13 protein-coding genes and 1 pseudogene are annotated in these 13,895 nt (G+C 49.6%); 11 read left to right on the top strand and 3 right to left on the bottom strand.

What is annotated here, in order from left to right:
* Positions 1-656, bottom strand: a 656-nt coding sequence (locus NT140_11540) for a class I adenylate-forming enzyme family protein (protein MCX5832496.1), incomplete at its 3' end; no start/stop codon positions are given.
* A 217-nt stretch (positions 657-873) separates the two neighbouring features.
* On the opposite strand from NT140_11540, the gene NT140_11535 reads away from it, so the two are divergent.
* The 6 genes from NT140_11535 to NT140_11510 are packed head-to-tail and all read left to right on the top strand — an operon-like array spanning position 874 to position 6,628.
* Positions 874-1,509: a cobalamin-dependent protein gene (locus tag NT140_11535; GenBank protein MCX5832495.1), complete on the top strand. Its 636-nt coding sequence runs from the start codon at positions 874-876 to the stop codon at positions 1,507-1,509.
* Positions 1,488-2,756: a hypothetical protein gene (locus NT140_11530; GenBank protein ID MCX5832494.1), complete on the top strand. Its 1,269-nt coding sequence runs from the start codon at positions 1,488-1,490 to the stop codon at positions 2,754-2,756. The genes NT140_11535 and NT140_11530 overlap by 22 nt, the downstream gene beginning before the upstream one ends.
* A gap of 6 nt (positions 2,757-2,762) precedes the next feature.
* Entirely contained in the window at positions 2,763-3,608 is an 846-nt protein-coding gene (locus tag NT140_11525; protein ID MCX5832493.1) for a dihydropteroate synthase, read from the top strand.
* A 44-nt stretch (positions 3,609-3,652) separates the two neighbouring features.
* Positions 3,653-4,066 carry a hypothetical protein gene (locus NT140_11520; GenBank protein ID MCX5832492.1) on the top strand — a complete coding sequence of 138 codons (414 nt, stop codon included), beginning with the start codon at positions 3,653-3,655 and terminating at the stop codon, positions 4,064-4,066.
* Positions 4,063-4,815: a hypothetical protein gene (locus NT140_11515; protein ID MCX5832491.1), complete on the top strand. Its 753-nt coding sequence runs from the start codon at positions 4,063-4,065 to the stop codon at positions 4,813-4,815. Before NT140_11520 ends, NT140_11515 begins: the two co-directional genes overlap by 4 nt.
* Positions 4,778-6,628 carry an ASKHA domain-containing protein gene (locus NT140_11510; protein ID MCX5832490.1) on the top strand — a complete coding sequence of 617 codons (1,851 nt, stop codon included), beginning with the start codon at positions 4,778-4,780 and terminating at the stop codon, positions 6,626-6,628. Before NT140_11515 ends, NT140_11510 begins: the two co-directional genes overlap by 38 nt.
* Positions 6,629-6,830: 202 nt before the next feature.
* On the opposite strand, the gene NT140_11505 is transcribed toward NT140_11510, so the two are convergent.
* Together NT140_11505 and NT140_11500 are read right to left on the bottom strand one after the other, a co-directional pair.
* The gene (locus NT140_11505; protein ID MCX5832489.1) at positions 6,831-8,018 is read right to left on the bottom strand and encodes an IS110 family transposase; all 1,188 of its coding nucleotides are present in this window, start codon (positions 8,016-8,018) and stop codon (positions 6,831-6,833) included.
* Positions 8,019-8,413: 395 nt separating this feature from the next.
* Positions 8,414-9,663 (bottom strand): annotated as a pseudogene (locus NT140_11500) (integrase arm-type DNA-binding domain-containing protein).
* A 401-nt stretch (positions 9,664-10,064) separates the two neighbouring features.
* Between NT140_11500 and dcm the strand changes: the two are divergent.
* The 5 genes from dcm to NT140_11475 all read left to right on the top strand — a co-directional run bounded on the left by dcm (position 10,065) and on the right by NT140_11475 (position 13,814).
* A complete protein-coding gene (dcm, locus tag NT140_11495) occupies positions 10,065-11,030 on the top strand; it encodes a DNA (cytosine-5-)-methyltransferase (GenBank protein MCX5832488.1) in 966 nt (321 codons plus the stop codon).
* Between the two features lie 9 nt (positions 11,031-11,039).
* On the top strand, positions 11,040-11,612 hold the full coding sequence (locus NT140_11490; GenBank protein MCX5832487.1) for an HNH endonuclease: 573 nt from the start codon (positions 11,040-11,042) through the stop codon (positions 11,610-11,612).
* Complete coding sequence (locus NT140_11485) at positions 11,609-12,025, top strand: very short patch repair endonuclease (GenBank protein ID MCX5832486.1); 417 nt, start codon at positions 11,609-11,611, stop codon at positions 12,023-12,025. The genes NT140_11490 and NT140_11485 overlap by 4 nt, the downstream gene beginning before the upstream one ends.
* A gap of 312 nt (positions 12,026-12,337) precedes the next feature.
* Positions 12,338-12,718 (top strand): hypothetical protein, encoded by a 381-nt coding sequence (locus tag NT140_11480; GenBank protein ID MCX5832485.1) that lies wholly within the window; start codon positions 12,338-12,340, stop codon positions 12,716-12,718.
* Positions 12,719-12,794: 76 nt separating this feature from the next.
* The gene (locus tag NT140_11475) at positions 12,795-13,814 is read left to right on the top strand and encodes a hypothetical protein (GenBank protein ID MCX5832484.1); all 1,020 of its coding nucleotides are present in this window, start codon (positions 12,795-12,797) and stop codon (positions 13,812-13,814) included.
* Positions 13,815-13,895: the final 81 nt, after the last annotated feature.

Genomic DNA, 13,895 nt, shown 5'->3' with positions numbered 1-13,895 from the left:
GCGCTGAAAATAGTCGAGTTCATGATGTGTATCTGGCCGAAGACATGGTTAAAGGGCATAAAGCACAGCGCAACATCCGTCTCCACGGACCGCTCGAAGTAGGCAATCATACAGCTGGAAAAACTGATGCCTTCATGGGTCAGCATAACCCCTTTCGGGGTCCCGGTTGTGCCCCCGGTATAGAGAATTGCCGCGGTGTTTTTGCGCCTCCGGTCAATGGCTTTAAAGATACCGGAACCCATGCCGACGAGCTGCGGCAGGTCAAGGTCGCCTCCCGGACAGATCGTTTGTCCAAGGAAACCGGAGTCTTGAAGTGGCTTCAAATCGTGCCGCCTGGCTGCGGTGATGTACAATAATCGTGGCTTGGCATGTTCGATAAAGAGCGCCAATTCCTCTCTGCTCAGCACGGATGAGAGGGTTACGGCAACAGCGCCTGCCTTGAGCACCCCGAAATAGAAGGCAACCCATTCCGCCGAGTTCGGGGCACAGAGGCCAACGTGCTGACCCGGCTTGATCCCCATTTTGATCAGCCCGGTGGCAATGCGGTTTCCCTGATCGTTCAGCTTCCCGTAGGTCATGACGACACCACCTTCCCGGATCGCCGGACGATCGGGGAAAAAGGAGGCTGACGTTTCCAGGTTGCAGGCAAGATTCATAAGCTCACTCTTGAAAGAATGGTTTATAGCTTGACGATGCATCGTCTGTAACCAATGCTGATATGGATTGACGTTAGGCCATATTAATATTAGATGTCAATAACTTTTTGATGGTATACAAGGAACAAAAGAGGATTCATGATAAAATCATTGGCGTCCACTCTTGACAACCGACCTTATTGCAGGGTATGAATAAATCAATTATGAGAGGTATTTGATGAACATTAAGCTAATTAACTTTATGGCCGACATGAAAGAGGAAGAAACACTGGCGCTGGTCAATGAACTGTTAAAAGAAGGCGCTAACCCCATGGAGATCCTCGATGATGCCAGATCCGCTATGGAACTCGTAGGAAAGCGGTTTGAAGCGGGTGAATACTTTATCCCCGATCTCATGATGGCGGGGGAGATATTAAAAGGCATCTCCGATGTCGTCAAGCCACTTATTGAACAGGGCAATGCTGCGGCCAAGAAAGGCAAGGTTCTAATCGGCACCGTAGCCGGCGATATCCACGACATCGGCAAAGATATAGTTACCTTCATGCTCGATGTGAGCGGCTATGACGTCCTTGATATCGGCATTGATGTACCGGTGCAGGTATTCGTGGACAAAGTCAAAGAATTTAAACCTCAAGTTATAGGCCTCAGCGGCTTCCTCACCCTGGCCTTTGACTCCATGAAGAAAACCGTCGAGGCGTTAGAGGAGGCGGGGCTCCGTGATTCCGTTAAAATCATGATCGGCGGCGGCCAGATGGACGATAAGGTCAGGAAGTACGCAGGCGCCGATGCGTTCGGCAAGGACGCGATTGCGGCCGTCAACCTCTGCAAGCAGTGGATCGGAGGGAACTTATGAACGAAACCGCCGAAGAGCTCTTCAAGCAGCGGGAAAAGAGGGTCAACGACGCCATTGCACTGCGGATTCCTGACCGGGTTCCGATCGAGGTCATGTTCGCGTTTTTCCCGGCTAAGTATTCGGGCGTGACCGTCGAAGAGGTGATGTACGACCCGGAAAAGCTGCTCAAATCACAGCTCAAGACCCTGCTGGATTTCAAGCCCGATATGGACCAGAACCCCTTTGGCTTGCGTTTTCTGGGCCCCATACTGGAAGCCCTCGATTTCAAGCAGTTGAGATGGCCAGGCCACGGGGTGGCGGCTGACCTGACCTATCAGTTTGTCGAGGGCGAATACATGAAGGCGGAGGAATACGACCACTTTCTCCTTGACCCGTCCGACTTCATGATAAGGAAATACTGGCCCCGGGCATGCGGTGCGCTGGCGGGGTTCGAGAAGCTCGCACCGATACACAGTATCGTCACCTACTACATGGGCATACCTTTTGGACTGGCCCCCTTCAGTCTGCCCGAGGTGGAGCAAGCTATGGAGGCAATCAAGAAGGCCGGGCGGGAATCGATGCGCATTGTCTCCTATTCGCGCCTGTACGGCGAAAAGGCGAAGGAAGAAGGCTTCCCTCTGCAATTTGGTGCGTTCACCCAGGCTCCCTTCGACACGCTGGGCGATTTCTTCCGCGGAACAAAGGGTCTTATGCTGGATATGTACCGGCGGCCCGATACCGTGATCAAGGCATGTGAGAAGCTTCTGCCCTTCATGCTCGAGCTGGCGGTGAATGCGTCAAAGACGTCCGGAAACCCCCGCGTTTTCATTCCCATTCACAAGGGTCTGGATGGCTTTATGTCTCAAGAGCAGTTCAAGAAGTTCTTTTGGCCCACGTTGCGCGAGCTCATGGTAACCCTGATCAATGAGGGCCTCAATCCGTGCCCGCTGTGGGAGGGTGACTGCACAACCCGCCTCGATGTCATCAAGGACATCCCGGCGGGAAAAGCCTGCTATGCCTTTGAGGCGACCGACATGGCCAAGGCCAAAGAGATACTGCAAGGCACGGTGTGCATACGGGGCAACGTTCCACTCTCCATTCTGGCCACCGGCACACCGGATGATGTCCGGGCATACTGCAAGCGATTGATCGACGTGTGCGGAAAGGGCGGCGGCTATATTATGGATGCGTCGACCGGGCTGGAAGATGCAAAGCCAGAGAACGTGAAAGCCATGTTTGAATTTACCAAGGAATACGGGACATACTAAGAACCTATGCAAACGATTGTCACGAGCCCGCAGGGAAAAGAAGTGGTAATAGGCCACGGCCTGCCTACAATCCTCATCGGCGAGCGGATCAATCCCTTCGGGAAGGGGCCTATTAAGGAGGCGCTGCTGGCGGGGGATATGAAGCCTGTTTGCAATGAAGCCGTGACTCAGGTAGAAGCCGGGGCCGACATATTGATTGTAAATGTCAATGCCTTCGGGGTTGACGAAACAGTCCTCCTTCCTCAGGCAGTACAGGCAATTATGCGTACTGTTGACATACCCTTCTGCCTGGAGAGCAGAGACCCTCTTGCCTTGGAAAAGGTGCTTGAAGCCGGGTGCGGCAGACCAATAATCAGCTCGGTGACCGGTGAAACGGCAATACTGGAACAGATTATGCCGCTCATAAAAAAGTATGATACCCCGGTTATCGCTATGGCTTCAGACGGGGCAGGCATCTCACCCGAGCCGGGGCAGCGCCTGGAGGTCGCCCGGAAAATCATTGCCTATGCGGAAAATATGGGTGTCAGCAGGGGGAATATTATCATTGATTGTCTTGCCGAATCAATCGGCGTCCATAATCATGCCGCCCGCATCACCCTTCAGTCTATCGAGATGGTGAAAAAAGAGCTGGGGGTCAATATGGTATTAGGTGCGAGCAATATCTCCTTCGGATTGCCTAACCGCACTTTTATCAATATTCCTTTCCTGACCCTGGCAATCGCCTCCGGATTAACTGCCGCTATCGTGAACGCAGGAGTCGTGCGCCCCTATATCCTTGCCAGCGACCTCCTCATGGAGCATGATTTACGGGCAAGAAGGTATATGGGATATTGTCGGCAGTTGAAAAGGTAATCGGGTAAGGGTGCATACCCCTGCACCGGGGTGCGGACGGGTTTATGTCGCTGAAGCAGTTCGAAACCTTGTACTGGCCGGGACTGAAAAAGTTGACACTGGCGTTGATCGAGAAGGGCCTGACGCCCTGCCTCTTTGTAGAGGGGGATTGCGGTTCCCGGTTGGAGTGCTTCACGGAATTCCCGAAAGGAAAAGTACTGGCACTCCTGGATTCGACGGATATCTTCAGGGCCAAAGAGATCCTCGGCAACACGATGTGTCTGGCGGGGAACATGCCGCCGTCTCTTCTCTCTGCCGGTACGGCGGAACAAGTTACGGAGTACACAAAGAAGCTCATCTGCATCGTCGGGAAGGGCGGCGGATTTATCACGTCGTCGCGAACCGCCCTGGATGATGCGAACCCGGCACTCGTGAAGTTGTGGGCCGACCTTACGCACCAATACGGCATTTGCCAATGATTCTCTCGACCAAGGTGAAGATTGTTCGCAATATCCCCTTCCGGCTGGATAAGAAAGATGTCCTCCGGGGGCTCGGCATGGGTTCGAGCTCTTCCGTCCACCCTGAGATAGACCGGTTGATCGATAAGACGTTGCAAGATGAAGGAGTGTTGCAACTGATACGCCCGGCATTTGCCTATGCCGTCCACGCCATTAATCAGATGGAGTCGGACGATTGCTACCTTGAAGGGGGGACAGTACTGCACGGTGAAATCATTCCCCGGGTGTTTGCCCGGGCGGAAGCCATCGTTGTTGCCTTCGCTACCATCGGGCCGGAGATTGAGACTGCCGTCGGGGAATATTTCCAGCAGGGGAAACGCCTTTACGGACTTATCCTGGATGCAATTGGAACTTCCACGGCTGAGAATATGATCTTTGCCATCCACGATATTATCAATAGAGAAGCGGGAAGCCGCGGCTATACGGCAAGTTCTCCCGTCAGCCCCGGGGGAGTGAACTGGTCCATTACCGAGCAATTCAAACTTTTCCAGCTCGCACCGGCGGATGGAATTGGTGTGCATCTTACCGAAACCGCCATGATGATGCCCCGTAAATCTATTTCACTGGTAGTGGGACTGGGCGAGAATATGCCCACCTGGTCGGCTGCCGAGCGCTGTGACCACTGCTCAAACGGCAGTAACTGCCTTTACCGTTACCATCCTGAACTGAAATGTGAAAATCCTGATACCCATGAAGCAGCTTGTCATTGAATTTAAACCGCTCGGCCAATGCGGGACAGTAGAGGGAGGGAAATCCCTCCTTGATACTGCCCGGTTGCTTGGAGTCGGTATGTCCGGCATTTGCGATGGGCGGGGAATCTGCCATTCCTGCCGCGTGCAGATTATCGCGGGCAGTGCCTCGCCGGTGACGCCTACCGAAGTCAAACTCTTCTCCGCAAAAGAGATGGCTGAGGGTTGGCGTCTTGCCTGCCAGGCCTTTCCAGAAAGCGATTGCACCATCTATCTTCCCCCGGAATCGCTGACCGCCCCGCTGCGGTCGCAGGTAGAGGAAACTGAAATCGCCGTTGCCCTCAATCCGGCAGTCAGGCATTACCCTGTCAAACTTGCGCTTCACACCCTTTCCGACCTTGCCGCCGATGGAGAACGGCTATGCGGGACTCTAAACCGGGAATATGGCCTTCACTGCGATACTATCGACCTGCGCGTCCTGCAGGGAATCTCGCAGTTGCTCCGCGAATTTAATTGGGAATGTCGGGCGTTTGTTCGCAATAGCGAGGTGATCCATATCGCCCCTTCGGGCACCCGTTCCCTTGGACTGGCCATCGACTTGGGGACAACGAAGATCGCCGGCTACCTTGTTGACCTGGCCACCGGGGTGACATTAGCCCGTAAAATCGTCATGAACCCTCAGATAAGCTATGGAGGGGATATTATCAGCCGCATGGCGCGGGCAGTTGGTTCCGTGGCAGAAGCAGAAAGGCTTCAGTCACTTGCCGTGAACAGTGTCAACGCACTGACTGACGATCTCTGCCAGAGTGTCAACGTTAAAAACAGCGATATTGTGGATGCCGTTATCGTCGGGAATACGGCCATGCATCACCTGCTGCTGGGCCTGCCCGTGGGGCAGCTCGCAACGGCTCCCTATATTGCCACGATCAGCGATGCCTTGGACATCAAGATGCGCGACCTGAATCTCCGGCTCGCCCCCGGCGCGTACGTGCATATTCCGGCCAACATCGCCGGATTTATCGGCGCCGACCATACTGCCGCCCTCCTGGCCGTGGACGCCCCGGCAATAACGGATACGGCGGTTCTCATCGATATCGGCACCAATACCGAAATTTCCCTCATCCACAGAGGCGAAATAACGAGCGCCTCCTGCGCCTCCGGCCCGGCCTTTGAGGGGGGGCATCTGAGCTGCGGCATGAGAGCCGCCGCCGGCGGCATAGAACGGATGCGCATCGAAAACGGTCGGGTCGAATATCAGACCATTGACAACGTGCCGCCCTGCGGTATCTGCGGCTCGGGCGTCCTGGACGGCCTGGCTGCCCTGTATCGCGCCGGTCTGCTGGACAAGGGCGGACGGATGTCAAAAGAGCTTGGCATACATGCTGGAAGCGGGCAACGTGAATTCATCATCTGTGATCACGAACGGCACATTTCGATTACGCAGGGGGACGTCCGGGAACTCCAGCTTTCCAGAGCGGCCATCCGAAGCGGCATCCAGATATTGCTGGAAGCAGGTGGTTTGACGGATAATGATATTGACCGGGTGATTATTGCCGGCTCATTCGGCACGTACCTTAATGTCGAAAGCGCGATAACGGTCGGGATGTTACCGCCGTTGCCCAGAGATTGCATCACCCAGGTCGGAAACGCCGCCGGGATGGGGGCCAAGCTCACCCTGATTTCGACACGCAAGCGTGAGAAGGCGAAGCAAATCGCCCGCCGCTCCCGTTATATTGAACTCGCCACCGCACCGGGTTTCATGCCTACTTTTACCCAAGCCTGTTTCCTGGGACGCTATCACCTGAAAAACGGCAAAAGAGAAAAAATATCTTGACGGTTTCATCACGCCGATCCAGTACTCAGCCGCCCTTCACTTGGCGAATTCCTGTCTGATCAGGTCTTTATACTTCTCCACATCCCGTTGTTGCTTTTACAGAATCTGCCATACCCGATTCCTTATCAAGAAGCTGTTACACTGTTCGATTCGTAATAAACAATTTTATAACGCCGCGGTTCTGTTTATTTGTAGTCAACTATTATGCACTTTGATTTGCGATAAAATAAGTCCTCCTTTGTAGCATGGTAAAAATGACCCTGATAAGCTTGTGAGCAGTAGCAAACAAGGCCTTTTTGAAGGGCAATCCTTCGCTTTTTCTTTTAAGGAAGTACCGTTTAAAGGGGCCCTCCATACGCACGGCACAAAAGGTCATCAGATAGATCACCCTCCTCAAGTGTCGATTTCCTCTTTTGGATAACTTGCTGTTTCCATGAAAATTACCCGAATCATGAATCGAAGGATCAACGCCCGCAAAGGCGATAACCTTCTTGTAAGATTTGTAATTGGATAGCTCCCCCAACTCGGCAAGGAATGGTGCCGCTGTTTTTGTACTGATCCCGCTAATCGAGGTGATGATATTCAAATCTTCCTCAGCCGTAGCCTTGCAGAGGTTCACCATCATGGTAGTAAGATCATCGAGACGATGCTGCAGATGGACAAGGGTTTCAATTTTTCCCGGGAGTATCATCTCCTTTGCCGGACTGATAGAAGCCACAGAGTTCAGAGCTGCATCTCTAATCTTCTCTGGTTTGACCATAAGCCTCATCCTCTTGTCGGGATGTATGAATGCCTGTCTCAGATCTTGCTCGCCGGCATTGACAACCAGTCGTGCCGAAGGGTACGTTTTAAGAAAATGAAGCATGGTGTCGCTGAAGACGTTGACCATTTGCTCCAGCTCAGGAAAAGTTGCTTGAAGCATCCGCTTGATGTCATTTTTGACCGCCGCAATCATCTTTCCCGTAAATTCCCTTTCCCTGGCCAAGTCTCTCAGATCCTGATAACCACTTGAAACAGAAAACTGTGAAATCGTTTGCCGGTTTGCCAGGACATATTGGGCTATCACCAGGGCATCCTTCTTGTCTGTCTTGGTCTTCCTCAGGGATAGCTTCCCGTAATTGGCAATGAGCAACGGATTGATCACGACCGTACTGATATTATGGGATGTCAGAAACGAGAAGAGATTGAGGTGATAGCATCCAGTCGACTCCATGGCGACGATCACTTCCTCCAAGCGGGCACAATGAGAGGAAATTGTACTCATCATCTCGGTAAAACCGGTTTTGTCGGCCGCTGCAGTAAGCGAGAACAGCACATTCCCCTGAACATCCAGCCCGGACACACAGAAATAATCCTTCGAAACATCAATCCCCACAAAGAGACTTTCCATCGTTACACCTCCATGGTATAAGTAGAAAAAGGCAGGGGTGCCTCCCGACCAATCCTCCAGCGTGACAAGGGTTCTATGACCCAACCAACCTATGAGGGTTCAGGGAGACAGGGAACACACTACAAAAAGGATTCTCGGACCCAGGTGAAAGCCCGTTCTCCTGCCTTTTTCCCTATAAACCCTACCATTCTCTACTATTAACATAAATGATTAGTAGGAGGTGAAATTGATAACCAATACAGACTTTTTGGCTAAGAATTACTGGTTGAAATCTGCTATAAAATTTAAAGCTCCTCTCGTTTACTTCAATAAATTAAGGATGGCTGTCGGGAGAGGATATATTTTGACAGTTAGTGTCAAGTCAAGTATTGGTCATGACAATTATATCCGTACTATCATATTTTGAAATGTAATACCTTGGCTCCTTGCTTCAGGTCATCCAGGTAATTTCCCCAAAGCTCCATCATTTTCCGGCGCTCCGCCAGGTGGGACGTACGATTATACGCCCTCCCGTTTACATCCCTCACAGCATGAGCAAGTTGGTGTTCTATGAAATCTGGTCTTACCCGCAAGACTTCATCAAGGATGGTTCTTGCCATAGCCCTGAAGCCATGCCCGGACATTTCATCCTTGGCGTAACCCATAGCCCCTAGAGCAGCAAGGATAGCGTTCTCACTCATAGGGCGTAACGGTGTTCGATGTGAGGGGAAAATATACCGGCTATGGCCGGTCAATGGTTGTAAATCTTTCAGGATCGCTATGGCCTGATTTGAGAGAGGGACTAAATGAGTCTGCCCTTTCCGTTCCTGTTTTATCTTCAGTTGTAATTTCATGCGCTCAATGGGTATATTCCATTCTGCTGTTTCAAGGTTTATTTATGACCATTCCCCTCCCCTAAGTTCACCGGGCCGAACAAATGACAGCGCCGCCAGTTGAAGAGCGCACTTGACGACAAATGTGCCCTTGTATGCGTCTATTGCCCGAAGAAGTGAAGCAACGTCTTTCGGGTCCGTTAGCGCTGCTTGGTGTTTTTCCATCGGCTGCGGCAATGCTCCACGCAGATCAGTTGCCGGGTCTCGCTCCGCCCTCCCTGTGGCAACGGCATATTGAAAAACCTGACCGGCAGTAGTCCTTATGCGGTGAGCTGATTCCACGCCCCCCGGCTTTCCACACGGCGTAATACCGCCAGCAATTCAGGTGCTTTTATTGCAGCAATTGGGCGCGCGCCTATCCAAGGGAATAAATCACGTTCCAGACGGCTCATGATTGTAACACTATGCCCTGGCGACCATGTAGGTCTAAATCTCGTATGCCATTCACGGGCTATCACTTCAAAGGTTTCCGTTTCGGCGGTGTCTGCCTGTTTCTGGGCTTTTCTAACAGCCCGAGGATCAATGCCATTTGCAAGCTGTCTTCTCGCTTTATCTCTTCTCTCTCTGGCATCGGCAAGGCTGATTTCAGGATATGTTCCAAGGGCAAGTTTTTTCTCCTTGCCTTCAAAGCGGTATTTTAAATTCCACAGTTTTCCCCCCGAGGGTGTGACCAAAAGAAATAAGCCACCGCCATCAAAAAGCTTGTACTCGTTTTCCTGCGATTTAGTGTTACGAACCTTGACCTCAGATAACGGCGCAATCCTTTTTGGCATCTCGATTTCCTCCCTTTTGGGGGCTTCCAATTTTCCTTGGGGGCTTTCTACTGTTCAAAAGGCCCCCAAAACAACGGGACGTTGATGAATTACATAGCACGTTTCTGGATAAAAATCAAGAAAAAACCCGCTATTTCTAACGGGTTCTGTACTTCTTTGGACTTCCTTGGATTGTCTTCTGGTGGAGGCGGCGGGAGTCGAACCCGATCCCCAGCAAGTAAAATCAAATAGTTATGATCATCATGCACCAAAAGTGCACCAAAAGCATTTCTTCTGAACTTCATATTTGACATAGCCGATACGGAAGTGTAGATATCAATCCATATTAAGCTCCGTCTACATATATTTCAATGTGGAAAATGATGAACAATCAGAGTCAACCACATAACGAAGGGCACGAAATGAGAACAAACGGTCTTACTTCCTTAGAGCTTTGCGCTGGTGGAGGTGGACAGGCGCTAGGATTAGAGCAGGCTGGCTTCAATCATCAAGGCCTTGTAGAAATTGATCATCATTGCTGTGAGACGTTGCGCTTCAATCGCCCGAATTGGAAAGTTTTTGAACAAGATCTTGAAATATTTGATGGAGCGCCATTTAAAGGAATTGATCTTTTAGCAGGCGGTTTACCCTGCCCACCCTTTTCCAGAGCTGGAAAACAACTTGGTAAAGCTGATGAGCGCAATATGTTTCCGGCAGCCATCAAGCTAATTGACCAAATCCGTCCCCGTGCCGTCATGATTGAAAATGTTCGTGGCATCTTTGATGCAATTTTTGACGACTACCGGACATATGTGTCTGGCCAGATAGCAAAACTTGGCTACATAACCGATTGGCAATTGCTGAATGCCTCTGATTATGGAGTGTCTCAACTGCGCCCCCGTGTTGTGTTCGTCGCTATCCGTAAACAGTTTTCACATCATTTCGAATGGCCTGCCTCGAATAAACACAAGCCGTTGACCGTTGGGGAAATCCTTTTTGATCTTATGGCGTCTCGCGGTTGGCATGGTGCAGCGGCGTGGCGAGAAAGGGCGAATGATATAGCGCCGACAATCGTCGGAGGTTCTAAGAAACACGGTGGCCCAGACCTCGGCCCGACCAGAGCACGTAAAGCCTGGGCTGCTTTAGGTGTTGACGGGCTTGTTATTTCTAATGATCCGCCCGATCACGACTTTATTGGCATGCCCCGCCTCACGGTGCCAATGGTCGCGAGAATTCAAGGTTTCCCTGACGATTGGATTTTCACAGGTAAGAAAACACCAGCTTACCGACAAGTAGGCAATGCTTTTCCGCCTCCGGTCGCTCATTCTGTTGCAAAATGTATCGCTTCTGCCCTTACAAGCCGTCAGATATTTAGGGCAACCGGTTAGGAGGTTTCAATGGTTCGTAAAGGCTCAAAAGAGAAAATACGCCAATTCCTTCTTGCAAATATTGGGCGAGTAATCGAATCCCATGAATTGCAAACAGCAGCAGACGGCGCAGTTCAATATAGCCGCCGCTTGAGAGAACTTCGCGAGCAAGAAGGCTGGCCGATTTTTTCACATCTTGACAGCACCAATTTAAAGCCTGGACAATATCAATTGCAAGAGCAACCGCCGGAAAGGTACAATGTTTCGTTTTCAACCTCAATTTCCGCGCGTCTTCGGGCCGCAGTCCTCGACCGTAATGGATTCACATGTCAGATGTGCGGCCTTACGCCTGGGGATGTTGATCCTTCTACAGGCCGTAAAGTGCGCCTTCATATAGGGCATATCGTTGATCGCAGTCATGGCGGCAAAGACGAATTATCGAACCTTCGTGCTCTATGCTCAAACTGTAATCAAGGTGCAAAGAATATCACGACAGAAAAACCAAGCACAATATGGCTACTGACGCAGATTAGACGTGCAGGTATGGATGAGCAACGAGCCGTTTATGATTGGCTATGTAAGAAATTCGGTGGTAAGAGTTGACCGACAAGCTGTCACCGGAACGCCGCAGTAAAAACATGAGTGCCATTCGTAGTAAGGATATGAAACCAGAATTGGCCGTACGCCGAATGGTTCATCGTTTGGGCTACCGCTACCGTCTCCATAGTAAATCCCTTCCAGGCACACCGGATATGGTTTTCCATAGTAGACATTCTGTAATCTTTGTTAATGGCTGCTTCTGGCATCAACACCCTGATCCGTTCTGTAAAGACGCACGGAAACCGAAATCAAATGCAGATTATTGGCAGCCCAAACTCGTGCGAAATCAAGTACGAGATGCAGAAAATGAAGCTGCGTTAAAAGCAGAGGGCTGGAGCATCCTAGTTATTTGGGAATGCCAGACCCGGGACAAGCTCGCCCTTGAACAAATAATCCTGTCATTCCTAGCCACTTAAATCTTCTCGAAAACCTCACAACAAAGTAACGCTCTAAGGCAAAAGACACATAAATACCCTTTTATCGGAGCTGTGTTGTTGCCTACCCTCCCACCGTCGCCTGATTTCCATTAAGCACGAGTAAAGCCGCTTCTGTCAAGGTCGAGCGAAGCGAGCCGAAGGGAAACCTTTACAGATGCAGCGCTCGTGCTATTGTAACATGGCAAGGAGAGGGAGTTTCTACCGTTGCAAAAAAAGCTTGCAATAAAGAAACAAGTTTATTATTGTAATTTAAAAGATTACATTTTGTAATTGTGAGGAGATGAAATGACGATGAAGCAAACAGAAAAGAAACCAAGGAAGTACACGCCTAAAAAACTCATTGTCGATGATCATAAAGGCAGAGATTCAATTGACGAATACATTAGGCAAAAGGAAAGAGCATCGGATGTTTTGAAAAAGTTTATAGACCTTACCCTTGTTTCGATGACCCTTAGAATGAGTGTATTGAACATGGCTATTCTAGATCACCTGTCCGATAGATGGAAAATTAGCAGGACAAGCATAGCAACCGATTTGTTAACGGATGCCATTAATACAGTTTTTTACAAGTTATATAGCGATAAATCAGATAAGGAGCTGGAAATATTAGAAGAAAATTTAATCCACAATTTCATGATGTATAGGCGGAAAGATGAAGAAAACAAGAAATAATCTTAGATATTTAAGAAAATTAAGCTGTTAAAACAGCGATAGGACGATATGAAAAGAAAGGAGGTTTTTTATTTTGATGGAGACAGTTTACAGGGGGCGTGTTTCTGCTTTTCCCTCAAACGGACCACTGACGTTTGAGAGAAAAGCAGTTAAAGATTACGATAACGAATTAGAACCAGATGGCAACGGTCATGCTTGTATAAGTGACATATTAATACATGATAATATTAACAGTGAGTTAGATGAGCATTTAATAGTTTATGGAGGCGTTACTCTAGTACGAAATAGGGCTAAGACAAGATATGGTGATTTTGTAGAGGGCGGAAATCTTAATGTTGGTAAGCGCGGGCCGGTAACTGATTTTTCTAACAAGTCTAGGCGTAATATGATGGTGACTATGGCTAAAATGGACGATCCTTTTGAGGTCTGGCAGGACTTCACTTTTGCCGATGACATTATGGAGGGAAAGACGATCAAGGAAAAGGCTAAGCTCGCTTCTTATTGCCTCTGGAAGCTTAAACACTGGTCTGTGAGATACGGCCTGGAGATAAATGGTGTCTGGAAAAAGGAATGGCAAAAAAGAAAATCAGGGGCGTTAAAGGGACATTACGTTCCCCATTATCATATGGTCTATTCTGTGCCGAATGCAGATCAAGATATGTATAATTTGATCATTAAGAAACTGGCAGTGCGGTGGGTGAAAATAACTGGGACTCAATTGCAAGATAAGGCTCTCGCGGTCGCCCTTCATCATAAAAGCTCTCGGCTCATCCAATCAAGAAAACAAATGCAGATTTATATGAGTAAGTACATCGTCAAGCATGACGGCTTTGTGACTGATGAGAGCATAGGACGAAATTGGGGGAAAGTCGGTGATCCCCGTGAAGGTGAAGGCCTGCAAATAGAAATGACGACGAAAGACATGGTTTTATTAAAGCGATGCCTGAGAAAACTAGTCAAGAAAAGACGTAAGCATTTCGGAACAATGCTGAAGACTCAGTATAATAAATTCTTTATCTTTATTGAAAAACGGACAATCGACAAGATTATTAAATATATTGACATGGCCCAGGGCGTTGAAGGGGTGCCGTTTTAACGATATTAAATTACAAGAAACTTTCTGGAGTATTGAAATTGAGTTTTTCTGCCGGACATGATATTTCTCTCTGTAACCATA

The sequence above is a fragment of the Deltaproteobacteria bacterium genome, assembly GCA_026388415.1.
Taxonomy (GTDB): Bacteria; Desulfobacterota; Syntrophia; order Syntrophales; family JACQWR01; genus JAPLJV01.
The sequence above is the reverse complement of the archived record's forward strand: the minus strand, read 5'-3'. Positions and strand labels throughout refer to the sequence as shown.